The sequence below is a fragment of the Methylobacter psychrophilus genome, from assembly GCF_025583945.1.
Taxonomy (GTDB): domain Bacteria; phylum Pseudomonadota; class Gammaproteobacteria; order Methylococcales; family Methylomonadaceae; genus Methylobacter_C; species Methylobacter_C psychrophilus.
In genome coordinates, this window is record NZ_JAOEGU010000014.1 from 74,583 (window position 1) to 96,771 (window position 22,189).

Below are 22,189 nucleotides of genomic sequence, written 5' to 3' on the forward strand. Positions count from 1 at the left end.
CTTCTCATGACCAACAGTCGACCACCTAATTTTGCATCACTAACTCAAGAGTATTCAATGAACGCAATCCAGGAAGCACGCCCGCCCTTTCCGCCTTTCACCCTTGAAACAGCAATCCAAAAAGTTCGCTTGGCTGAAGATGCCTGGAACAATCAGAATCCACAACGCGTTGCCTTGGCCTATACGATTGACAGTCAATGGCGAAACCGTGCAGAATTTCTCGTAGGTCGTGAACAAATCATAGCGTTTCTTACCCACAAATGGGCAAAAGAGCAGGAATACCGCTTAATAAAAGAACTCTGGGCCTTTAACGGCAACCGGATCGCCGTCCGCTTTGCTTACGAGTGGCGTAATGACAGCGGCGAATGGTTTCGTTCTTATGGCAATGAAAACTGGGAGTTTGATCAATACGGTTTAATGCAATGTCGCTACGCAAGCATCAATGATTTACCCATTAAAGAAGCCGACCGCAAATTTTACTGGCCACAAGGCCAGCGTCCTGATGATCATCCAAACTTAAGCGACCTGGGGCTTTAAGCGTTAAAACCAGGCATTTTTATGGCAAGAGCAGTCAAATTATTTTATGATTGGCCATCTTAACTTGCTTTAAGGAATGTCTCATGGCTATTAAGGATTGGCCCGCAGAAGATAGACCCAGAGAAAAACTGTTACAACGAGGCTCGGCCGCCTTAACCGATATTGAACTGCTGGCTATTTTTTTACGAACCGGCACGCGCGGCAAATCGGCAGTCGATTTAGCCCGTGACTTGCTCGCAGAATTCGGCTCTTTAAAAGCCTTACTCAATGCAGACCAACAGCGATTTTGCTTGGGTTACGGCTTGGGGAGCGCCAAATATGCCCAACTCCAGGCGGTACTGGAAATGGCCAAGCGCCATTTTAAAGAAATACTCGAACGGGGCAGCGCCTTAACCAGTCCCGAAACTACGCGGGCCTATCTAAGCGCACAATTACGCGGTTATAGTTACGAAGTCTTTGCCTGTTTATTTCTTGATAACCAGCACCGGGTTATCAAACTGGAGGAATTGTTCCGGGGAACCATAGACGGTGCCAGCGTTTATCCCCGAGAAGTTGTCAAACAGGCGCTGTATCATAATGCAGCGGCAGTCATTTTTGCCCACAATCACCCTTCCGGCATCACCGAACCCAGCCAAGCTGACAAGCAAATCACCGATAAGCTTAAACAAGCGTTAACCTTGTTCGATATACGCGTACTAGATCATTTTATTATTGGTGATGGCGACCCCTACTCTTTTGCCGAGCATGGTTTGCTGTAGTATCACCTATCTGAAACGCCAACTAACTTGGGCAATTTCCTGTGAATTACAAACTCCGACCGACTTTGCAGCATAAAAAATGGGCTCTATAGATTTTCAGAAATTAAACTTCCACTGCACGATAATTTAAATCACACGGATACCATCCCTCAAAGGGATGGTATCCGTTAGCATCGAAATTATTTATCTGAAAGTCTATATGTGAAATAGAGTGGGCAATCGAATTTTAACTGACCACAAAGGGTACAAATCCTATTGATAAAATCATTGATATTGCGGCTGCTTCTGACTTGGTGTTTAGCCAGTTGAATCTTTCTTTTCTAACGAATAGATTTTTTCGGTTTCTCGGAAAACGGTCATATTGCAAACGACATTTGCAACATTCATCGTTTTATCTGCTGTTTGACTTTTAAGCAGCTCCAGAAGCCTTGACAATGTTATAGCGAGTTTTTGTGACAGGTTTTGACTTATTCAACAACGCCCCTCCGCAGTCAGGATTAGCTCGCTAACTGTCTGAACCCGGCACAATTACTCAAGCCTTACCATTATAAAAGCGAACCAGATTACCCCCGGCATCTTTTGCTTTATACATTGCTGCATCCGCCCATTTCATAATGTCGTCCTGATCAGCTTCACTCCCATTGAACACCATCACTCCAATACTACTTGTGCAGCGATGCTCTACCGTTGTATCTGGCTGTGCATTATGGAGGATGCTAAATACGTAAGGCTCAGACAAGGTGATTCGTATTTTTTCCGCCACAATTTCAGCCTGTAATGTTGCTATGGATTGATCTTCATCCAACTCGGCAAGCATCACCACAAACTCATCTCCGCCAAAGCGTGCAACGGTGTCCATTTCACGTATACAGCTCACAAGCCGATTTGCAGCCTCAATCAGTAGTAAATCACCGACTACATGACCATGGGTATCATTGAGCGACTTGAAGTTGTCTAAATCAAGAAACATTACGACGCCATAGCAACCACTGCGCTTCATAGCAGACAGAACTTGACTTAAACGGTCATTAAGCAGGCGTCTGTTAGGCAGGTTAGTAAGAGAATCGTAGAATGCCAATTGACGCACCTCCTCTTCCATCTGCTTGCGTGCGGTAACATCCAGTTTAACCGCCACATAGTTACTTACAGTGCCATCATCTTCTTTAACTGGAGAAATATAAGCTTCTTCATAATAGATTTCACCATTTTTACGCCTATTGATGAACTCACCAACCCAAGGTTGCCCTTTAAGAAGCTTATCCCACATTGCATCATAAACTATTTCTTTAGTCAGCCCGGATTGAAGTATACGTGGATTTTTTTCAATTGCTTCAGCCAGGCTGTAGCCTGTAACCCGAGTAAAGCAGGGATTAACATACTGGATATCACCATCAAGATCAGTAATGACGACGGAAGTAGGACTTTGTTCAATGGCCGTGGATAACATACGCAGTTTAACTTCAGCTGCCTTACGCCCTGTCACATCGCGAGCCGCAGCAAAAACGCCAACGACCTTACCGGTACCATCACGATATAATGTGGCGTTATAAAGCACATCTGTGACCTTACCTGACAGGTGACGAATCGCTAGAGGATAGTCTTTGACTGCACCTTGTGAAAATACTTGCTGATAAACTTCGCGCGCCTTCTCCGGCTCAGTAAAATAATCTGCAAAATCACTACCAATCAGCTGATCACGGTTGATACCGGTAACTTGCTCTAAAGCGGCGTTGGCATCGGTTATTTTACCATCGACGCTAATAGTGACTAATGGATCTAAACTTGCTTCAATTAAGCTACGAGAGTATAAAGCCCCGGCCTGTATGGTTTCCTCTGCTTTTTTACGTTCGGTAATATCAATAAAAGTGACAATTACACCCGTAGTCATACCATCCAGTACAATGGGTCGTGACCAGTATTCTACCGGTATTGCTTCGCCATTTTTATGCCAAAAAACTTCATCCGTACAGTGAATTTCGGCATTGCGCTGGTAAGCTGCATACATTTGACATTCTGAGGCTGGATAACGGCTGCCATCCACATGTGAATGATGAATAAGTTCATGGATATGTTTACCAATAATTTCATCAGCTTGTTCATAACCAAGAGTTCTTAGGAATGACTTGTTTACAAAAGTACAATCTCCGTTAGTGTCGACACCATAAACCCCTTCAGCCATGGATTGTAAAAGAGACTGCATCTTTTCATGTGATTTACGCAATGCATCTTCAGTTTGTTTACGCAAGGTAATGTCGCGTGTGACACCCAATAAAACTGTCTCGTCCTTTTGATGCATTGTTACGACTCGGGTCTTCAACCAGCGATGTCCATCTTTATGACCCCGTATTTCAAATTCCATATCCATAATTTCCCCAGCAAGCACTCGCCTATTCAACTCAACAAAAGCTTTGTGATATTTGGGCAAGATAACATCAAGCAAAGTGCGTCCAACGACTTGTTCCAAGGAGTCGGCTTCGATCATCGCCAAGCCGGCCGGATTAATCTGTATCAATCGACCCTGTTTATCCAATATTTTGATGCACTCTGGTTCGTTTTCTATTATGGCATTTAAGTGAGCTTCGCTTTCCTGTAACTGTTGTTTTTGCAACAGTACGACACGATGCTTTGATTTCAGTTTTCGACTCGTAAACAGCAGACACACTCCCAGCAATAAGATCAATCCTATAGCAAGCAAAATCCCCGTCATTTGCCAGAAATACCGTGCCCATATATCGTTAAAAGTAAATTTAGGTACTTCATCAAAAGGTGGTAAACGCAGTTCCTTAAGCAAATCGACCACCGGTGTATAATCTGAGGGCACGACAAAACCATGTATGCCCATTGCATGCGTGGCAGTAGTATTTTCTTCAAGCATGAAGATCGCTGCCGTAACATGCCTGGCAAGATTTTCGTCAATATGGGATAGCGCAGCAAACGGCCATTCCGGATAGAGCTGAGTGGAAAGTTGCCATGGGAAATTGGGCAAATACTGGTAATTAATAATCTTGATCTGCTTCATGTCAAGTATACCTTCGTGTACCATACCTTCCAACACACCGGTGCGCACAAAACCGACATCAGCACGACCGGCTAGTACGGCTTGAACGACATTATCATGAGGCATGCCGGTAGCGATTAGCTTGGCATCTTGCGGCAGATGAACGCCTATTCGGCCAAGTTCAGAAGCCTGCATCTGATAACCGCCCATAGAGTCGGTACTGGTGACTGCGACGGTTTTGCCCTTAATATCACTGAGTGTATTGAGATTCGCTTGTCCAGCACGACTGAAAATGACACCACCAAATTCCGTGGTAATCAGGCCATTTTCATAAGTAGCCAAAGTGGCTAGAGGTGCTGACAGTCCAAGACGTTTTACCAGCGATACATAATGCCCTGGATTGGTCAGTACAAAATCCACTTTTCGACTGGCAAGGACAGCTTCGAGCTCAGGAAAGGTGAGTACTTCAATAATGAAATTTCGCTCCGGCATAGCCTGCTTGAGTGCCACAGCTAATGGTTGCCATTGCGCCAGGGTTTGTGGTTTGGGGCGAAAGGCCAGTACGCCAATCCTTACCGTTTCAACACCATACGCCAGAGAAATCGGCAGTACAGTAATTAAGCAGACAAACAGCATTAATAAGCAAATAAATGGATTTATATGTCGCTGTATTTTCATGATACATTTATCTAATTTCGTTAATGATTGCTTATTTTTTCAGAATAAAAACTATTTTACTGTACTTTGTCGGCACAATACGTTTTTGTCAAAATCAATGAAGGTCATATTTTTAGATATTCCCCCACAAATTTACCACGCCTTGAATGAGTAAAAATAGCTTCTGCCTGTGCTAAATATTAAGCTGATGATTAGGGCGAGAAATATAGCTAAATACGATAAATAGTTCCGAGTGATGTTGGTTTGTCGTTCGATATCAGTATTTTTTAGGTGATATCCGAGAATTAATATACCCAAGTGGCACAGGATTTTTATTTATTTTCAACGACTTCAAGGACAGATATTTGCTCCTGCAATATCTACATTCACCACATCCCTGTGGATTATGCAGGAGTAGAGCACCAACAGTAGGCTCCTTAAGAGACGCAGGAGCAGTTGCCGAGGCGGAAAAATAGGCGCGTAGCTGGCTACGTAACTATTTTGACAACGCAGTAAATGAATAAAAAGACCAGCAAGCTGGGTATATTATTCTCAGGAAATCACCTTAAACAAGGCCCACTGAGCAAAAGCGCAAAAATGATGAACGCAGAAAAATCTTACCAGAGATTTCTGGTGGAATACAGGGGTTGAAAGAAGCAGGAGGCTTCGCTAATAATTCTAACCAGAATTATTAGCGAAGCCTCCTGCTTCCTGTGCTTTGCATTGCGATGGTATTTGTTTTTATCTTCAAAGACATGTGCCTTATTAAACTGGTGTGCGAACTTTGCAACCGGGTTTTGAACAGGAATACAATCTATTTTGTCAGGATTGTTACGTTTTTTCATGGTTTACCTCTTATAATAGTAAAAAGTATGTCTAATCGACACATATTAATATAGCGACTCAGAGTAAAAAAAGCTTGTGAAATTTAAAAAAGATTTTGATGTAATTGTGGTCGGCGGCGGCCATGCTGGTACTGAAGCCGCTCTGGCATCCGCTCGATGTGGAGCGAAAACATTATTGTTAACGCAAAACATAGAGACTTTGGGGCAAATGAGCTGCAATCCTGCGATTGGCGGGATAGGCAAAGGCCATCTGGTTAAAGAGATTGATGCCTTGGGCGGAATTATGGCGAAGGCTATTGATCTCGGCGGCATTCAGTTTCGTATATTAAATGCCAGCAAGGGTCCTGCGGTTAGGGCAACTCGCGCGCAGGCAGATCGAATGCTTTATAAGCAGGCGGTCAGAAGTACACTGGAAAACCAACCTAATCTGGCGCTATTTCAGCAAACGGTCGCTGATTTGATTGTGGTCGACAATAAAGTGGTCGGTGTTAAAACCCAAATGGGCTTAAATTTCATGGCCAAGGCTGTGGTATTAACAACTGGTACCTTTTTGGGTGGAAAAATCCATATCGGCCTGGAAAATTATAGCGGTGGCCGTGCCGGTGATTCTGCCTCTATTGCCTTGGCTGACCGGTTACGCGAATTGCCGTTTCGCATTGACCGCTTAAAAACCGGAACACCGCCGCGTATTGACGGCAGAACCATCGATTTCAGTAAGTTGGAAGAGCAACACGGCGATAGTCCTGTTCCGGTGTTTTCTTTTATGGGTAAACGCGAACAGCATCCCCGCCAAATCCCTTGCCATATCACCCGCACCAACAGTAAAACTCACGATATTATCCGTGCCGGACTGGATAGATCGCCGCTTTATTCAGGGATTATTGAGGGTATCGGCCCCCGTTATTGTCCGTCGATTGAAGATAAAATCGTCCGTTTTGCCGATAAAGACACACACCAGATTTTTGTCGAGCCTGAAGGTCTGGATACCAATGAAATTTATCCCAACGGCATTTCCACGAGCTTACCGTTTGATGTGCAATATGAGTTTGTACGCTCGATGCTGGGCTTTGAAAATGCCGAAATAATCCGTCCGGGCTATGCCATTGAATATGATTTTTTTGATCCCAGAGATTTAAAAATGTCTTTGGAAACCAAGCATATGGATGCTTTGTTTTTTGCAGGGCAAGTCAACGGCACCACCGGTTATGAAGAAGCCGCCGCACAAGGTTTGATTGCAGGACTTAACGCTGCGCGTTTGGTTATGGGTCTTGAAAGCTGGTGCCCTGGCCGTGATGAAGCGTATATAGGCGTGATGATTGACGACTTGATTACCCGTGGTACACAAGAGCCTTATCGTATGTTTACCAGTCGTGCTGAATACCGTTTATTGTTAAGAGAAGATAATGCCGATTTGCGCTTAACCGAAAAAGGTCGTGAATTGGGCTTGGTTGATGATGAACGCTGGCAAGCTTTTGAAATTAAACGTGCCGCTATTTCCGGATTGCAGGATGATTTGAAAAAGAAATGGGTCAGGGCAGACACCCAAGAAGCACTTCAGGTCGAAGAAATCTGGGGTAAACCTTTGCTAAAAGAAGCTAATTTAATGGAATTACTGCGACGACCCGAAGTGGATATAGAACGGTTACTGTCATTTATGGAGGGCGGCGAAACGGTTACTGAACAGGTTGGCGAGCAAGTTGAAATTCAGGCTAAATATGCAGGCTATATTGTCAGGCAACAAACTGAAATTGACAAAGCACTGCGCTACGATCATTTACGACTTCCAGATGCCCTTGATTATAACGGCGTATCAGGGCTGTCCAACGAAGTAAGCCAAAAACTTAAAGCGCAGCGGCCAGAAACGTTAGGGCAGGCATCTCGAATACCCGGCATGACTCCCGCCGCCATTTCCCTGCTGTTAGTTTATTTAAAAAAGAAAAGTGCCTAATGGAAACGTGTAAAAAAATTCTGATTTCCGGTCTTGAATCTCTAAATTTATCGACTGCTGAAGATAAAGTTGAGCAATTGCTCGGCTTTATAAAACTGCTTGAAAAATGGAATAAAGCTTATAATCTGACCGCCATACGGGACAAGGAAGAGATGGTGCGCCTGCATTTGCTGGACAGTCTGGCTATTTTGCCCTTTATTGAAGGTAAACGGATTATTGATATCGGTACGGGAGCCGGCCTGCCGGGTATTCCGCTGGCGATTTATTTACCCGATATCGAGTTTACTTTATTGGATAGTAATGCCAAGAAAACACGGTTTGTGCAACAGGCAATCCTTGAGTTAAAACTGAAAAATGTCACTGTCTGTCATAATCGTGTTGAACAATATCATCCCGAAACAAGTTTTGATACAGCCATTACCCGAGCGTTTGCCAGTTTATCTGATATAGTGGAATTAACTGCGCATTTACTCAACAAGAATGGCGTACTGTTGGCAATGAAAGGACAAGCACCTGATGTTTCGGAACTGGAATCAGCAATAACTACCCTGATTCCTGTCAACGTTCCAGGAATAACCGCAGAAAGATGTCTGGTTAGAATACAATTGACTAAAGAATCCGAGGTAAGTTAGTGGGAAAAATAATTGCCATATCCAATCAAAAGGGCGGCGTAGGAAAAACGACAACCAGTGTTAATCTGGCAGCTTCCTTGGCAGCCGCCAAACAGCGAGTATTGCTGGTAGATCTTGATCCACAAGGCAATGCAGCGATGGGCTGTGGTGTAGATAAACAGGAAGTAAAATATTCCAGTTATGATTTATTAATGGAGGATGTGCCTGCCGCAGAAGCCGTTATTTATCGCCCCAACATCGGCTTCTCGGTGATTCCCGGAAATGCTGACCTGACTGCTGCTGAAGTAAAATTAATTCATGCTGATCGCAAAGAACTGCGACTGGCTGATGCATTAAGTCCGATAAAATCCGACTACGATTACATTCTGATAGATTGTCCACCGTCTTTAAACATGCTGACGTTAAATGCAATGGTGGCGGCAAATAGTTTATTAATCCCCATGCAATGCGAGTACTACGCCCTGGAAGGCTTATCAGCATTAATGGGTACACTGCATAATATCCAAAGCTCCGTCAATCCGGATTTACATCTGGAAGGTATTTTAAGGACGATGTATGACGATAGAAATCGCCTGACCAAAGATGTTTCCGAGCAGTTGATCCGGTATTTTGGCGATAAAGTATTTAGAACCTGTATTCCAAGAAATATTCGCTTGGCCGAAGCACCAAGCCATGGTTTGCCGGCACTAAGTTATGATAAATCATCACGGGGAACCTTGGCATATCTGGCTCTGGCAGATGAAATGATCAAAAAAGACCAGGCATGACTATAAAAAAACGTGGCTTGGGTAGGGGTCTTGAAGCTTTATTGGCAAATGTTTCTGCTAAAGAGGAAATAGCTCGGCCGCAAACTTCACCGATTAACAGCTCTCAGAAAGACCATCATCTATCACCGGACACTATCAATTCAGATGAATTAATAACTGAACCGGTTGTTGTCCTAAAAATTGCCGAAAACAACGCTGAAATAGCTAAAAAATTAACGGAAGTGCCGGTAATCAACAAAGTAATAGATGAGCGGGAAGCGATGGCATCGGCATTAATCGAAACTATCCAACAAGAAAACCGTCATCTTTTGCAAGAAGCCGAAGACTTAAGAAAGTTGATTAATGAGTTCGAAGCGATGGTTCGCCATCTTTAAATCAAACTGATTTGTCTAACAGACCGTATTATTACAATAAAACATCGCGGGATTAGAGCACTATTGCTCTGGCGGATACAATGATTAATAAAGAGAAAAAATGTCTTCAAATAAACGCGGATTAGGTCGGGGTCTTGATGCCTTATTAGGCGATATCTCTGTTAAAGATGAGCAACACCATCTCCACACGCTGCCCATAGAATATTTGCAGCGAGGCAAGTATCAGCCACGCAAAGATATCAATCCGGAAAAATTACAGGAACTGGCAGATTCGATCAAGGCGCAAGGCATAATTCAGCCCATCGTTGTACGACAACTTGCTTATGAAAAATATGAAATAGTGGCCGGAGAACGCCGCTGGCGTGCCGCACAAATAGCCGGTTTGACACAAGTGCCGGTAGTTATCAAAGAAATAGATGATCGCGCCGCAATGGCTATCGCACTGATTGAAAATATCCAACGAGAAGACCTTAATGCTTTGGAAGAAGCCGAAGCGTTAAAACGGTTACTGGATGAGTTTGAGATGACTCATCAACATATAGCCGAAGCTATTGGCAAGTCACGAACGACGGTTACTAATTTATTGAGACTGATTGACTTGCAGCCCGAGGTCAAAACATTATTACTTAATAATCAGCTGGAAATGGGCCATGCGCGCGCCCTGTTGTCGTTGGACGGACCTAAACAAGTAGCCATAGCGAATAAAGTAGTTAAAGACGGCTTAACAGTAAGAGCGACAGAACGCTTGGTTAAAGAAAGCCACGCCGAGCCAAAAATTCAAAAAATAAAGGTCGTCGATAACGATACTTTACGATTACAGGATAATTTAACGGCTAAATTAGGTGCAAAAGTTGTCATTGACCATAAAGAAAATGGCTCAGGAAAACTGGTTATTGCCTATTCCAGTCTCGATGAATTGGATGGAATTATTGGGCAACTTGGCGTGCATGAATGAAAATAAAATTCTCCAGGGATATTTCACTCGCATTCACAGTCAGTCCACGACACTATTTCCCCAAATCAGTTGACCTGCTTAGAAACATCAATAAAAGTCGTTTACAATATGCAGCTTACAATACGGCATTTAAATTTTCATCATCATAAAGCCGGGTTTTCTTCCAGCCAACAAATTTGTCATCATAAAATTCAATATCGTTATCTATTGACACCTCATAACAAATTCTGAATAACTTGGCTGTCCTAAACGCATGCAATTCATCATCAGCAGTGACTTTATCTACATTACCAACCTGAAAGGTTTTATTTCTGGATTTGCCATTGCTTACCCAGAAAACCGTATAACATAGATAATTTTTATCTTTTCTATGATCATATTTGATAGTTCTGGATACACCCGTAACCCCGGTAGTGGTTTTATTTTTGGGTGGTTTGAGAAAGCGTGTTTTACTACCTTTTAAAACGACCAGCATCTGGTCTCGCCAGGTAATTGCCGCATTCAAGGATTTATTTTTGTTGCCCCACAATTTATGAGAGAAATAACGGCTACTCTCTTTGCCGCGTCTTACGATACGTACTTGAAAGCCAAATACATCCGGCTCGGTTATATGCTTATTTTTTGCCACAGAATAATCTCCCTCGACAAGAACTATATTTTATTTGAATTTAACAGAAAGGCTATACAGCCAAATTTTAGATCCGCTTTGAAAATCTAAATCAGGAGTTACTGTAGTCTATTAGCTACAAATTATCCCTCAAGCTGGCGTAAAAGCAAGTTATAAATTTCAACACTGGACAATTACCTACCAGTACGGTGTAGAATAGCCCTATACCACTGAGATAGTGGCTGATAATAAGTCTATAACCTTTTGCCTTTTCAACATTTTGGAGATAATTAATGAGCGTATTAGTCGGTAAACAAGCCCCTGATTTTACAGTTCCTGCCGTCTTAGGCGATGGTCAAATAGTTGATTCATTCAGCTTTTCTGATACCACCAGCGGTAAATATGCAGTCGTATTTTTCTACCCGTTAGACTTTACGTTTGTATGCCCAAGTGAACTGATCGCTTTGGATCATCGTATGGATGAATTTAAAAGCCGTGGCGTTGAAGTTATTGCAGTATCTATAGACTCTCATTTCACTCATAATGCATGGCGCAATACACCCATCAACAAAGGTGGTATCGGCCCGGTTCGTTACACAATGGCTGCTGATTTAACACATTCTATCGTTAAAGATTATGATGTTGAAGCAAATGGCGGCGTTGCATATCGTGGAACTTTCCTGATCGACCGTAGCGGTCTTGTCCGTCACCAAGTTGTTAACGATCTGCCTTTAGGTCGTAATATGGATGAGTTATTACGCATGATTGATGCGTTACAGTTTTTCGAAGAGCATGGCGAAGTTTGCCCGGCTGGCTGGAATAAAGGCGACACCGGTATGAATGCAAGCCCTGCCGGCGTTGCAGAATACCTGGATAAAAATGCAGATAAATTGTAATTAGAGTTTAAGGCCCAAGATTTAAGGTTAAGACGTTTAACACTTGAAGCTTGGGCCTTTTGAATTAGCCTTGATTATTGTTTTTAGCGGCATCTGCCAACAATTTCTTTCTGATAAAAAAAGCGGCTCCAATAGCACAAAGAACCGGGATCTGGTTAAGTATAATTGCCAGTATCGTGCTTTTGGCAACAAATCCGGATAAGACAGCAACTATCGCCAGCTTGGCCCCTCCCCAGGCAAGCCAATAGCCTATTATTCCAGTAATAGCCCACTTAAATCGCTCCTCGCCGTTATCTTTTGCTGTTAGATAAAACCACACCAGCACAGCAACTCCTGCAAATATAGCTAAAATCGACATCTTTTCACTTCCTTCTTAATTATTATATGCAATACAACATCATTGATTCCGTCCAGAATTTAACTGGCGTCAGTGCTGCATGATATTCCATAATAGACAATCATTACACTTTATTTAAAACCAGGAAAGTATTGTGGGAAAACCGTTTAAAATCATACTATCAATCATTGCGGCAATGTTCTTTCTGGTAGCGATTACGCTCATTACCTTACCTTTTTTCATTGATCCAAATAACTTTAAACCCGAGATTGCCGCCGCCGTTAAAGAAAATACCGGTCGGGACCTGACCTTAACAGGCGAATTAAAACTCTCAATTTTCCCGTGGCTAGGCATTTCAACAGGACAAATGGTCTTGGGCAATGCAGTGGGTTTTCAAGAGCGCCCCTTCGCAACCCTCGAAGAAAGCACAATTAAGGTTAAATTATTACCTCTATTAATACAAAAAATTGAAATTAGCCGAATCGTCGTCAAAGGCTTGGTACTCAATCTTACAAAAAACTCACAAGGTGTAAATAACTGGAGTGATTTAAAATCAGCGACGATAAAAACCACCTCACCGGTTATAAATAATGCCGTAAAACCGGATGCAAGCCATGCCCTGACTGGATTGACTATCGGTGGTATTGCTGTAGAAAATGCCCTGATTAACTGGGATGATCAGCGCTCGGAAAAACACCTGCTTATAAAAGACGTTAACCTTAATAGTGATCAGTTTGACTATGATCAGCCGGTTGCCATTGATCTATCTTTGGTCATTTTAAATCAGGAAACAAAACTCACGCAGTCTGTTAAATTAACGACGGCGCTGACGGTTAATGAAAAACTCGATACCTTGGTATTAAGTCATAGTGACTTACAAACAATCCTGGAAGGAGAAAGTATTCCCGGAAAATTCCTAACGGCTACGCTTAACGTCGCAGCAACTGCACTTGACTTGGCGAAACAGACCGTTAACGTATCCGGTTTGGTACTTAAGTCAAAAGATGTCACCCTCACCGCAGAAATTGCCGGCAGCTCACTTGATGACAAGCCTTCTTTTCAGGGCCCTGTAAGCATTGCTGCCTTCAATCCATCCGAGGTATTAAAGCAACTGGGCATCGCCATTCCGGTCATGCAAGATCCCAATGCCTTGACCAAGTCAGCAGCAACTTTTACTCTGCTGGCAACGGAAAACTCCGTCGATTTACAAAATTTACTAATGACTCTGGATGAGACGCAAATTAAAGGCTCAACCCATGTTACCGACTTTGCTCAGCCCGTTATCACTTTTAACCTGACAGCTGATACTTGCGATGTTGATCGTTATTTACCGCCGGTTACCGACAAATCGTCCAGACCGGTCACTAGCCCCGCAGTTGCCTTGGCTTCTGGCGCTTCGGCTTTACCGGTAGAGACTTTAAAAAAACTGAATATTGATGGTCAATTATCTCTCGGCAAACTTAAAATTAACGGCCTGGTTATGCAAGATATTCAGTTAAACCTGGATGCAAAAAATAGCCTTATTAACACTGAACAGTCTGCCAAAACATTTTATCAAGGCTCCTATAACGGCAGTCTTGCTATCGATATGCGCAACCAAACCCCAACCTTGACTTTAAACGAGAAAATAACCCGCGTACAAATCGAGCCCTTACTTAAGGACTTTAAAGGCGAAGCCAAAATGAGCGGAATCATTGATGCCTCGGCACAATTGCAAGGACAAGGTAACAATACTCATGAGCTTAAATCATCACTCAATGGCAGCTTTGGTTTTTTGTTTAAAGATAGCGTAGTCAAAGGTTTTAATCTGCAAAAAATTATTGATGATGCCAAAGCCTTAATTAAAGAACCTGCAGTAACCGTCAATAATAAAAATGATCAGACGCTGTTTTCCAACATAACAGGAACCGCAACCCTTAATAAGGGCCTGCTCCAGAATAATGACCTGGTTGCTTCCTCGGCTAAAATGCATATCAATGGCAAAGGTAACGCCGATCTGAATACCGAGAAACTGGACTATAAGCTTAATACCCGACTCATTAAAACCGGGGCGACGGCAACGGAACCGGAACAGCTTCATGATACGCCTATCAATATCGCTATTGCCGGTACCTTCAGTAAACCAACTTACACACTGGATGTAGCGGCACTGTTAACCGACGAAAATAAAGCCAAAATAGAAAAATTTATCGATAAAAACCAGGAAAAAATAGATAACATCGCGGATAAAATTGACAAGAAATTAGGCCCCGGCGTTGGTGATTTATTAAAAGGCCTGTTCAAAAAACACTAACAACTTAATGCCAATAAACAGCACTTTATCCCTTAGACTGATAGGGGATAACCTCAGCCGCTCCTACAACATTATCACGCTTTTATGAACCCGTCAGACTTCCAACAACATATTCTCGCCTGGTTCGATCAAAAAGGTCGAAAAGACCTGCCCTGGCAACAAGACATTAGCCCTTATCGGGTATGGCTTTCCGAAACGATGCTGCAACAAACCCAGGTTACTACGGTTATTCCGTACTTTAATGCCTTCGTCGAACAATTCCCTACTCTGGAATCTTTGGCACAAGCACCTGTTGATGAAGTTTTACATCGCTGGTCCGGTTTGGGATATTACGCTCGCGCCCGTAACCTGCATAAAACCGCACAACTTATAGCAGGGCAAGGTTATTTCCCTGACACATTGGCTGAACTTAACGCCTTACCCGGCATAGGATTATCCACTGCCGGCGCTATCTTAAGTATCGCTTTTAAAAAAAGCCACCCCATACTCGATGGCAATGTAAAAAGAGTACTGGCACGATTTAAAGCCGTTTCCGGCTGGCCCGGCACTACAGTGGTTAATAAACAGTTATGGGCAATCAGCACCCATCTAACTCCCATAGATCGGGTTGCTGATTACACTCAGGCAATGATGGATTTAGGCGCGACCGTTTGTACACGCAGTAAACCAAAATGCGCTGACTGTCCCCTTGAAAAGCATTGTTTGGCCAAAAGTACCGAAACGGTATCCCTGCTGCCAACCCGCAAACCTTCTAAAATTTTGCCGGTTAAACAACTTGTGTTCTTGTTACTGAGTAATAACAACAAGCAAACATTACTGGAAAAAAGACCGCCGACCGGCATCTGGGGCGGCTTATGGAGCCTGCCGGAATTTGATAGTATTGAATCTGCGCATAACTGGTGCTTAACAAATAACAGGCCTGTTATCGATTCACAAACACTGGCAACCCGCCGGCATACCTTTTCCCATTACCATTTAGATTACACGCCGGTGCTTATCCAAACAGATAACCTTATAAATTTTGTGATGGAAGCCAATCAAACTGTCTGGTATAACGCTAAACAAATTAACCTGCTGGGATTACCGGCACCTATTAAACTGCTGTTGCAGCAACATACAAGAGAATGATAATGACTAGAATGGTTAAGTGCGTAAAATTGGGTATAGAAGCTGAAGGCTTTGACGAACCGCCATTTCCCGGACCTAAAGGCCAGGAAATATATGAAAAAATATCTAAAACTGCCTGGAAAGAATGGTTAACGAGACAAACCATGCTGATTAATGAGAATAAATTGGCCAGTTTTGACCCGAAAGCCCGCGCTTATTTGGCAGAAGAAAGAACCAAATTTCTGTTTGAAGGCAGTAACGAGATGCCTGAAGGTTATGTTCCACCCAAAGCTTAAAACAATCTTTTAATAATGCTGGGAATAAGCCAATTTTGAGCGCTATAGACTTTCAGATAAATAATTTCGATGCTAACGGATACCATCCCTTCAAGGGATGTTATCCGTACGGGCTCAAAATTTAATGTAATGGAAATTTAATTTCTGAAAGACTATAGCGGCAAGGATCGCTAAACGCTCAAACGGATCTTGCTACAGGCCCTTACCAGCGTCAGGATAACTCTGCGGGGATTTTACATCAGGTAATGCGGCAGGTGCCTGGGCTGGCTTTGGTAACACGTCATCCTTATGAGTTTCAGCGTTATTGGGTGCTACCATTAAGTGTTGCTTATCCGGCGAGGCATGATAAGGAAAATCCTGGTCGCCTATAGGCCGAACAAAAGTATAAGCGGCAGGTGCGAGAACTAAAATTTCTGTCATTTTAGCAAATGCATCATGTGGTTCCGGTATGGATGCCAGTCCAATTAATGGACTTACCCCTACAAATACTGCCGAACCAATAACAGTTGCAACCACACCCACCGGCCGATAAAGCAAAACATCCAATAATATAAAACCCCGATCGACTTTACCGATACTTTGCTGTTGTGCAATCGCCGAACCAGATATTACCGATAATAAAATATAAAGGCTGATTAGTTTTTTCATAATTCCTTGCTGTGTAATGGGTTGATGAGAGGTGAATCTAGTCTACTTTTTGGTTATTGTCCAGAAAGACAAGCCTGACTGGCGCAATAAATAAAGCTATAGCGATTCCACAACACCACAATAATAATCCAGGTAAAATTTATAATTTAACCCGACCGACCACGTAAACTCCGGCCAACACAAACAAAGTCCCCATCAATTGAAGCGAAGTAATCGCCTCATCCAATAGCAAATAAGCCAAAACCAGAGTCACTATCGGACCAGTTGTGCTGATAATGGCTGCTGATCCTGCACCAATTCTACGTATCCCGGCATTCATAAAAAATGCCGGCAACACGGTAGAAAAAATGGCCATAAGCAATGCCAGATAATAAACCCGCTGCCATTCGCTGTAAGGCAGCGAAAGCAACCGACTAAAATTATCGCCATGCTGAACAGCAAAATGTACCAAGGTTGCGACGCTGGCAACTGTCATCGTATAAGCGGTAAAACGTGCCGAACCTATACGTAGCGTCATAACGCCACTACCCATAACAAACCAGGCAAAAATAACCGCACTACCCAGCACAAAACCTGAACCCAATAAGAGACCGGATGACGCTACCGATAAATGCTCAATAAAAACCAGCAGAGTGCCGATATAGCTCAAACCCAGCGCGATACCAACACGAGCGGTAATTTTCCGCCGGTAAAAAAGCGCAGAAAACAACACAACAAAGGTAGGATACAAGAAAATAATAACCCGCTCCAGTCCCGCTGATATGTACTGCAGCCCGATAAAATCCAGATAACTTGCCAGGTAATAACCCATCAAGCCTAAAACGATCACCACTGCCCATTGTTTTTTATCCAGAGGTAATGCCTGTGTTTTTTTATTGTGCCAAACGGCAACCAGCAAAAAAAACGGCAATGCAAACAACATCCGCAAAGCCATCAGGAAAATGGCATCAACTTCAGGATTGGCGGCATAAGCCAGCTTTACCAGGATGGCTTTGGCTGAAAAACCTAAGGCACCAAGCAATACCAGAGCGAAACCTATAACAAGATTGCGTTGTTCTACAGAGTGTTGTTTACGCAAGGCGTCTCACTATGCGGCAAAACTGTCAAACTATCACCAACTCGCAACAAACCACCGGTTAACACTTGAGCCGTTAACCCGCCATGTCCGCGCATGGCGTTATAGCCGCCGACACCTAATAATTGTTCCATTTTTGAACAGGGATGACAAAATCCGCTGGTTTGAAAAACCACCTCGCCGATACGAAATTGCTGATTTTTTAACGCCAGTAAATTGATACCTTTAATCACCAGGTTACGGCGCAATAATTCAGGAACAATCGCTTTGCCCATAAGCGATTCAAGTACCGATAAATGCTCCCACTGCATTAATGTCACTTGCCGCTTACCGCTACTACCGTTATAACGATCGCCTATCAAGCCCAAACGTTGATCAGCCAGCACTTTATTTACGGTAATCATCGGTTCACCTCGCGCAGGTCTTACGCCTATCCACACCAGTTCCCCAGACTGTGGAAATAGCTGCATTAACTCGGCGAGGCTTAAATTATTCATGGTTTTTTAACTGCCCTATCAATGCCTTAATGGCAAATTCCTGCGCCATGATGCTCTCACACAACCGGAATTGATCAGCTGCACGTTGCAGGTTTTGTTTCTGCTCAGTGACTTTAAAATAGCGGTTACCCTGCAGATAATCCGTATAAAAGCGTAGCCCCAGTTCAAACGGAATTAAGCGGATAGCCGCATACAAAAGCCGGTAATCATCCGCTGAAAAAAATGCACCTGCTTCGGCCAAGTAGCTGGTTAATATGGCCGTACAAATAGTCAGATCAAAGGTATTGGTTGCCGAATTGTGACAGCAAGATCGCAAACAATCACCAATATCATAATGCACCAGACCCGGCTTAACCGTATCCAGATCAATAATACTGACGACTTTTTTACTGTCCTTATCAAAAAGAAAATTATTTAATTTAGGGTCGCCATGAATAATCCGCAAGACCAGTAAGTCTTGCTGTTTGGCGGCTTCCAGATCATTGGCAAAATGCTGATTATTGGCAATAAACTCTGTGCAATAAAGACTTTCAGGCTCAAGTTGCCGGGTCGATTGGGCTAAAACCTGATGATAATGGCTTAAATAATCAGGGGCAATATGAAATCCGGGCAACGTATCGTACAGTAGCAAAGGCTCAAGATCACTCACTAAACGATGAAAATGCCCCAGTGCAAAGCCTGTCTGTTGCGCCTGACTTAAATTAGTCAGAGTCTCCAGACTTTCAGTATTCGCTATAAAGCTCAATGCGCGCCAGTAATCACCGTGTTTATCCTGATAAAAATCCTGATTAGCGATAGTTTTTACCAATCCCGGAATTTTCAGTTTTACGTCAGTAGCGGATTTTTGCTCAAGATGCCGGTTAAGCCTGATCAGGTTAGCCATAATCTGATCAGGTGCAGGAAAAACGCTGCGATTAATACGTTGCAGAACAAATGGTGCTGATTGCGTAGTCACCAGAAACGTATCATTAATCAGGCCGTTACCTAACGGCGATAACGCGGTAACATCATTGGCAAACTGATGAGCGATGGCAAACAGTGTATTCATACTTTATCGGATTAATAGCAAATGCCAATTGGTCGCATCTAGAGCTCCCTCGCCTTGATTAAAGCCGTTAAACTTTGCAATGCCTGACCTCTGTGGCTTATTGAATTTTTAACGTCAGCCGATAATTCAGCCGAGGCGCAATGATGTTCCGGCACCCAAAACACCGGATCATAGCCAAAACCATTGGCACCGATAGCATGGTCTAAAATTCTGCCTTCCCAAACGCCTTGGGCAATAACCGGAAAAGGATCATTGGCATGCTCCATAAATACCATCACGCAAATAAAACGTGCGCTGCGCTGCTCATCAGGAACACCTTCCAGTTCCTGTAGCAATTTAAGTACATTATCCTGATCACTGGCACCAACACCCGCATAACGCGCCGAAATAACACCCGGCGCACCGTTTAAAGCATCGACAACCAGTCCGGAATCATCGGCTATAGACGGCAAGTTGCAATGCAGAGCGGCATTTCTGGCTTTAATAATGGCATTTTCTATAAAAGTCGAGCCGGTTTCCTCGGCGTCTGTCACCTTAAAAGCTGACTGTGGAACAATAAGGTGATTGGCAAGAATCGTCTGGATTTCTTTAATTTTACCGGGATTGCTGCTGGCCAGAACGATTTGTTGTGATGATAGAAAAGTCATAGAGATTTCAAAGGTCAAGGTGCAAGGTGCAAGGAAAAAATCTTAAAAACAGCAAGCACCAGGAAGACACGAATTTTTACTCTTGGCTTTTTCTTCGTGTCCTTCGTGTCTTCGTGGTGATGCTTTAAGCTGAAAGTTTTATTTTAATAAATATTGTTCCAAAGCTTCCTGTTGCTTTTCCAACAATTGCTTAATACCAAGACCTGCCAACTCAAGCATCGCATCCAGCTCTTCTTTTCTAAAGGCATGACCTTCGGCAGTCCCCTGAATCTCAATAAACGCGCCGGCATCATTCATCACCACATTCATATCGGTTTCAGCATTGCTATCTTCGGCATAATCCAAATCCAGCACCGGTATGCCATTAAAAATACCCACCGATACCGAAGCGACTTGTCCATGTAGCGGGTTGGTTTTGATCTGTTTGCGTTTAAGCATTTTTTCTATCGCAATCGACAAGGCAACAAATCCACCGGTAATTGCCGCTGTACGCGTACCACCATCAGCTTGCAAAACATCGCAATCAATAGTGACGCTATGCTCACCCAACGCTTTCAAATCAACCGCTGCTCTTAAAGAACGACCAATTAAGCGCTGAATTTCCAAAGTACGACCACCCTGTTTGCCATAAGCCGCTTCACGGCTCATCCGGCTATGTGTTGAACGGGGTAACATACCATATTCAGCGGTAACCCAGCCTTCACCTTTGCCTTTAAGAAAACGCGGGACACTTCTGTCAACACTGGCCGTACAAAGTACTCGGGTATCTCCAAACTCAACCAGCACAGAGCCTTCTGCATGTTTGGTATAACCGCAGGTAAATTTTATTTCTCTGAGTTGATCTGGATTACGTCCGCTTGGTCTCATGTCTGTTCCGATAAAATTAAAACTGCTTAGTATACCTGATCTGTAAGCCGTTAAGTTTTCAATTTATAAATTCTTGCCAAAACGTATCAATAGGCAAGATCCAAATGTCAGGATATTAGAATGCTATACTTACAGTTTTTACTCTATAACTTTCACAGGTGATTAATGATTAGAAGTATGACCGCTTATGCCGGCAATGAGGCTCGAATTGGAGATTCAACCCTAAATTGTGAACTACGTTCGGTCAACCACCGTTACTGTGATATCACCCTAAAACTCCCTGATAACTTACGCTTTATTGAAACGGATCTGCGCGCAATTATTGCTGCAAAAGTTAATCGGGGTAAGGTTGAATGTTCATTGAGTGTTAAAAAACAGGCCAAAGACGGACAAAACTTTAACGTTAATATCGATGCAGTGCGCGCCTTACTTGCCGCCACCGATGCGATTGAAGAGCACATGCTGGCACCTTTGTCGTTTTCAGCGCTGGATATTTTGGCCTTCCCCGGCATTCAGCAAGAACCCGCCACTGACAAAAGCCACCTTAATGAAGAAATAACCCATCTGGTCAAGCAAACACTGGCCAAATTTCTGGAAGTTAGGGAACGCGAAGGCGCTCAACTTAAAGTCTTGATCGAAGAGCGCTGTATAAAAATGCAGGGGTTTGTGGTCCTGGCCGGTCATCGTATGCCCGAAGTCCTGCTACTGATCCGCAATAAATTAACCGACAAAATTAACGAACTGGTTGCACAACCCGATTTTGACCGTCTGGAACAGGAACTGGTTTTTATGGCGCAAAAACTGGATATTACCGAAGAACTGGATCGGCTCGATACTCATATCACTGAAGTATTGCGCGTATTAAAAGAAAAAGACCCCGTTGGCAGACGCCTGGACTTTTTAATGCAGGAACTCAATCGTGAAGCCAACACCCTGGGCTCTAAATCAACCGACAAGGAAATGACCCAAATAGCCATTGAACTTAAAGTGCTGATTGAACAAATGCGCGAGCAAATACAAAATATTGAGTAGGTTTTAAACTGTCACTCCGAATATTGCTCCACATTTAAAGCCTCATAAATTGAGGCTTTTTTGTGCCTGACGACTTTATGTTAGCCCACAACATGGGTAATACTCGACCTTTAAACTTTTTAATTCTTGATCTCGGGGAATTCAGTAATAACAAATGTTACGTGTAGACTGAAATAAGACCACTCATGCGTAGCGCGTGTTGACGTTTCCGGCAAACTTGTATGGCTAACCGAGCTGTGTAATAAAGTGGACCCCATTGTCCAGACAATATTTTATCAAGATTAAGAGGGTATCGATTCCGTTACAGCAGATTGGCGCTGTCCCACTTTTTCTTTTGAAGAACCCCGTTTATCACTAAAATGATCAAC

22 protein-coding genes are annotated in these 22,189 nt (G+C 43.2%); 12 read left to right on the top strand and 10 right to left on the bottom strand.

All coding sequences use genetic code 11. The annotated features are described in order from the left end of the window. Nucleotides 1–57 precede the first annotated feature (57 nt). Both N7974_RS09085 and radC read left to right on the top strand, forming a co-directional pair. Complete coding sequence (locus tag N7974_RS09085; RefSeq protein ID WP_262965310.1) at nucleotides 58–537, top strand: nuclear transport factor 2 family protein; 480 nt, start codon at nucleotides 58–60, stop codon at nucleotides 535–537. 83 nt (nucleotides 538–620) lie between these two features. Next, nucleotides 621–1,295, top strand: a complete 675-nt coding sequence (gene radC / locus N7974_RS09090) for a RadC family protein (RefSeq protein ID WP_262965311.1) — start codon at nucleotides 621–623, stop codon at nucleotides 1,293–1,295. 532 nt (nucleotides 1,296–1,827) lie between these two features. On the opposite strand, the gene N7974_RS09095 is transcribed toward radC, so the two are convergent. Both N7974_RS09095 and N7974_RS09100 read right to left on the bottom strand, forming a co-directional pair. Further along, a complete protein-coding gene (locus N7974_RS09095; protein ID WP_262965312.1) occupies nucleotides 1,828–4,971 on the bottom strand; it encodes a PAS domain S-box protein in 3,144 nt (1,047 codons plus the stop codon). Between the two features lie 596 nt (nucleotides 4,972–5,567). Further along, on the bottom strand, nucleotides 5,568–5,795 hold the full coding sequence (locus N7974_RS09100; RefSeq protein ID WP_262965313.1) for a DUF7230 family protein: 228 nt from the start codon (nucleotides 5,793–5,795) through the stop codon (nucleotides 5,568–5,570). Between the two features lie 76 nt (nucleotides 5,796–5,871). On the opposite strand from N7974_RS09100, the gene mnmG reads away from it, so the two are divergent. The 5 genes from mnmG to N7974_RS09125 all read left to right on the top strand — a co-directional run bounded on the left by mnmG (nucleotide 5,872) and on the right by N7974_RS09125 (nucleotide 10,471). Further along, nucleotides 5,872–7,743, top strand: a complete 1,872-nt coding sequence (mnmG, locus tag N7974_RS09105) for a tRNA uridine-5-carboxymethylaminomethyl(34) synthesis enzyme MnmG (RefSeq protein ID WP_262965314.1) — start codon at nucleotides 5,872–5,874, stop codon at nucleotides 7,741–7,743. Beyond that, nucleotides 7,743–8,375: a 16S rRNA (guanine(527)-N(7))-methyltransferase RsmG gene (gene rsmG, locus N7974_RS09110; protein WP_262965315.1), complete on the top strand. Its 633-nt coding sequence runs from the start codon at nucleotides 7,743–7,745 to the stop codon at nucleotides 8,373–8,375. Before mnmG ends, rsmG begins: the two co-directional genes overlap by 1 nt. Continuing rightward, the gene (locus N7974_RS09115; RefSeq protein ID WP_243220718.1) at nucleotides 8,375–9,142 is read left to right on the top strand and encodes a ParA family protein; all 768 of its coding nucleotides are present in this window, start codon (nucleotides 8,375–8,377) and stop codon (nucleotides 9,140–9,142) included. The genes rsmG and N7974_RS09115 overlap by 1 nt, the downstream gene beginning before the upstream one ends. Then, complete coding sequence (locus tag N7974_RS09120) at nucleotides 9,139–9,516, top strand: ParB N-terminal domain-containing protein (RefSeq protein ID WP_262965316.1); 378 nt, start codon at nucleotides 9,139–9,141, stop codon at nucleotides 9,514–9,516. Before N7974_RS09115 ends, N7974_RS09120 begins: the two co-directional genes overlap by 4 nt. Before the next feature lie 100 nt (nucleotides 9,517–9,616). Continuing rightward, entirely contained in the window at nucleotides 9,617–10,471 is an 855-nt protein-coding gene (locus N7974_RS09125; RefSeq protein ID WP_262965317.1) for a ParB/RepB/Spo0J family partition protein, read from the top strand. A gap of 115 nt (nucleotides 10,472–10,586) precedes the next feature. Here the strand turns inward: N7974_RS09125 and N7974_RS09130 are convergent, their stop codons facing one another. After that, on the bottom strand, nucleotides 10,587–11,099 hold the full coding sequence (locus N7974_RS09130; RefSeq protein WP_243220715.1) for a hypothetical protein: 513 nt from the start codon (nucleotides 11,097–11,099) through the stop codon (nucleotides 10,587–10,589). Nucleotides 11,100–11,371: 272 nt separating this feature from the next. On the opposite strand from N7974_RS09130, the gene N7974_RS09135 reads away from it, so the two are divergent. Beyond that, on the top strand, nucleotides 11,372–11,974 hold the full coding sequence (locus tag N7974_RS09135; RefSeq protein ID WP_262965318.1) for a peroxiredoxin: 603 nt from the start codon (nucleotides 11,372–11,374) through the stop codon (nucleotides 11,972–11,974). Nucleotides 11,975–12,038: 64 nt separating this feature from the next. On the opposite strand, the gene N7974_RS09140 is transcribed toward N7974_RS09135, so the two are convergent. Beyond that, nucleotides 12,039–12,332, bottom strand: a complete 294-nt coding sequence (locus tag N7974_RS09140; RefSeq protein WP_262965319.1) for a hypothetical protein — start codon at nucleotides 12,330–12,332, stop codon at nucleotides 12,039–12,041. Between the two features lie 133 nt (nucleotides 12,333–12,465). Here N7974_RS09140 and N7974_RS09145 point away from each other — a divergent pair, with 133 nt between their 5' ends. From N7974_RS09145 to N7974_RS09155, 3 genes are all read left to right on the top strand, one after another. After that, entirely contained in the window at nucleotides 12,466–14,604 is a 2,139-nt protein-coding gene (locus tag N7974_RS09145) for an AsmA family protein (RefSeq protein ID WP_262965320.1), read from the top strand. An 84-nt stretch (nucleotides 14,605–14,688) separates the two neighbouring features. Further along, entirely contained in the window at nucleotides 14,689–15,732 is a 1,044-nt protein-coding gene (gene mutY, locus N7974_RS09150; protein WP_262965321.1) for an A/G-specific adenine glycosylase, read from the top strand. A gap of 2 nt (nucleotides 15,733–15,734) precedes the next feature. Beyond that, nucleotides 15,735–16,007: an oxidative damage protection protein gene (locus N7974_RS09155; protein ID WP_243220710.1), complete on the top strand. Its 273-nt coding sequence runs from the start codon at nucleotides 15,735–15,737 to the stop codon at nucleotides 16,005–16,007. Between the two features lie 192 nt (nucleotides 16,008–16,199). Here the strand turns inward: N7974_RS09155 and N7974_RS09160 are convergent, their stop codons facing one another. The 6 genes from N7974_RS09160 to rph form a co-directional block, all read right to left on the bottom strand. Beyond that, nucleotides 16,200–16,655, bottom strand: a complete 456-nt coding sequence (locus N7974_RS09160; RefSeq protein ID WP_262965322.1) for a hypothetical protein — start codon at nucleotides 16,653–16,655, stop codon at nucleotides 16,200–16,202. A gap of 139 nt (nucleotides 16,656–16,794) precedes the next feature. Continuing rightward, nucleotides 16,795–17,733, bottom strand: a complete 939-nt coding sequence (locus N7974_RS09165) for a DMT family transporter (RefSeq protein ID WP_262965323.1) — start codon at nucleotides 17,731–17,733, stop codon at nucleotides 16,795–16,797. Continuing rightward, a complete protein-coding gene (locus N7974_RS09170; protein ID WP_262965324.1) occupies nucleotides 17,712–18,227 on the bottom strand; it encodes an MOSC domain-containing protein in 516 nt (171 codons plus the stop codon). Before N7974_RS09170 ends, N7974_RS09165 begins: the two co-directional genes overlap by 22 nt. Further along, nucleotides 18,220–19,275, bottom strand: coding sequence for a phosphotransferase enzyme family protein (locus N7974_RS09175; RefSeq protein ID WP_262965325.1), 1,056 nt, complete (start codon nucleotides 19,273–19,275; stop codon nucleotides 18,220–18,222). The genes N7974_RS09170 and N7974_RS09175 overlap by 8 nt, the downstream gene beginning before the upstream one ends. A 38-nt stretch (nucleotides 19,276–19,313) precedes the next feature. Continuing rightward, nucleotides 19,314–19,922: an RdgB/HAM1 family non-canonical purine NTP pyrophosphatase gene (rdgB, locus tag N7974_RS09180; protein ID WP_243220705.1), complete on the bottom strand. Its 609-nt coding sequence runs from the start codon at nucleotides 19,920–19,922 to the stop codon at nucleotides 19,314–19,316. A 138-nt stretch (nucleotides 19,923–20,060) separates the two neighbouring features. After that, entirely contained in the window at nucleotides 20,061–20,789 is a 729-nt protein-coding gene (rph, locus tag N7974_RS09185; RefSeq protein WP_243220704.1) for a ribonuclease PH, read from the bottom strand. Nucleotides 20,790–20,954: 165 nt separating this feature from the next. On the opposite strand from rph, the gene N7974_RS09190 reads away from it, so the two are divergent. Further along, complete coding sequence (locus tag N7974_RS09190) at nucleotides 20,955–21,821, top strand: YicC/YloC family endoribonuclease (RefSeq protein WP_262965326.1); 867 nt, start codon at nucleotides 20,955–20,957, stop codon at nucleotides 21,819–21,821. Nucleotides 21,822–22,189 lie beyond the last annotated feature (368 nt).

Excerpts from the sequence above, each read along its gene's own strand:
- N7974_RS09085 (WP_262965310.1), top strand. The coding sequence starts at position 58 with ATGAACGCAATCCAGGAAGCACGCCCGCCCTTTCCGCCTTTCACCCTT.
- radC (WP_262965311.1), top strand. The coding sequence starts at position 621 with ATGGCTATTAAGGATTGGCCCGCAGAAGATAGACCCAGAGAAAAACTG.
- N7974_RS09095 (WP_262965312.1), bottom strand. The coding sequence starts at position 4,971 with ATGAAAATACAGCGACATATAAATCCATTTATTTGCTTATTAATGCTG.
- N7974_RS09100 (WP_262965313.1), bottom strand. The coding sequence starts at position 5,795 with ATGAAAAAACGTAACAATCCTGACAAAATAGATTGTATTCCTGTTCAA.
- rsmG (WP_262965315.1), top strand. The coding sequence starts at position 7,743 with ATGGAAACGTGTAAAAAAATTCTGATTTCCGGTCTTGAATCTCTAAAT.
- N7974_RS09120 (WP_262965316.1), top strand. The coding sequence starts at position 9,139 with ATGACTATAAAAAAACGTGGCTTGGGTAGGGGTCTTGAAGCTTTATTG.
- N7974_RS09125 (WP_262965317.1), top strand. The coding sequence starts at position 9,617 with ATGTCTTCAAATAAACGCGGATTAGGTCGGGGTCTTGATGCCTTATTA.
- N7974_RS09135 (WP_262965318.1), top strand. The coding sequence starts at position 11,372 with ATGAGCGTATTAGTCGGTAAACAAGCCCCTGATTTTACAGTTCCTGCC.
- N7974_RS09140 (WP_262965319.1), bottom strand. The coding sequence starts at position 12,332 with ATGTCGATTTTAGCTATATTTGCAGGAGTTGCTGTGCTGGTGTGGTTT.
- mutY (WP_262965321.1), top strand. The coding sequence starts at position 14,689 with ATGAACCCGTCAGACTTCCAACAACATATTCTCGCCTGGTTCGATCAA.
- N7974_RS09155 (WP_243220710.1), top strand. The coding sequence starts at position 15,735 with ATGACTAGAATGGTTAAGTGCGTAAAATTGGGTATAGAAGCTGAAGGC.
- N7974_RS09160 (WP_262965322.1), bottom strand. The coding sequence starts at position 16,655 with ATGAAAAAACTAATCAGCCTTTATATTTTATTATCGGTAATATCTGGT.
- N7974_RS09170 (WP_262965324.1), bottom strand. The coding sequence starts at position 18,227 with ATGAATAATTTAAGCCTCGCCGAGTTAATGCAGCTATTTCCACAGTCT.
- N7974_RS09175 (WP_262965325.1), bottom strand. The coding sequence starts at position 19,275 with ATGAATACACTGTTTGCCATCGCTCATCAGTTTGCCAATGATGTTACC.
- rdgB (WP_243220705.1), bottom strand. The coding sequence starts at position 19,922 with ATGACTTTTCTATCATCACAACAAATCGTTCTGGCCAGCAGCAATCCC.
- rph (WP_243220704.1), bottom strand. The coding sequence starts at position 20,789 with ATGAGACCAAGCGGACGTAATCCAGATCAACTCAGAGAAATAAAATTT.
- N7974_RS09190 (WP_262965326.1), top strand. The coding sequence starts at position 20,955 with ATGATTAGAAGTATGACCGCTTATGCCGGCAATGAGGCTCGAATTGGA.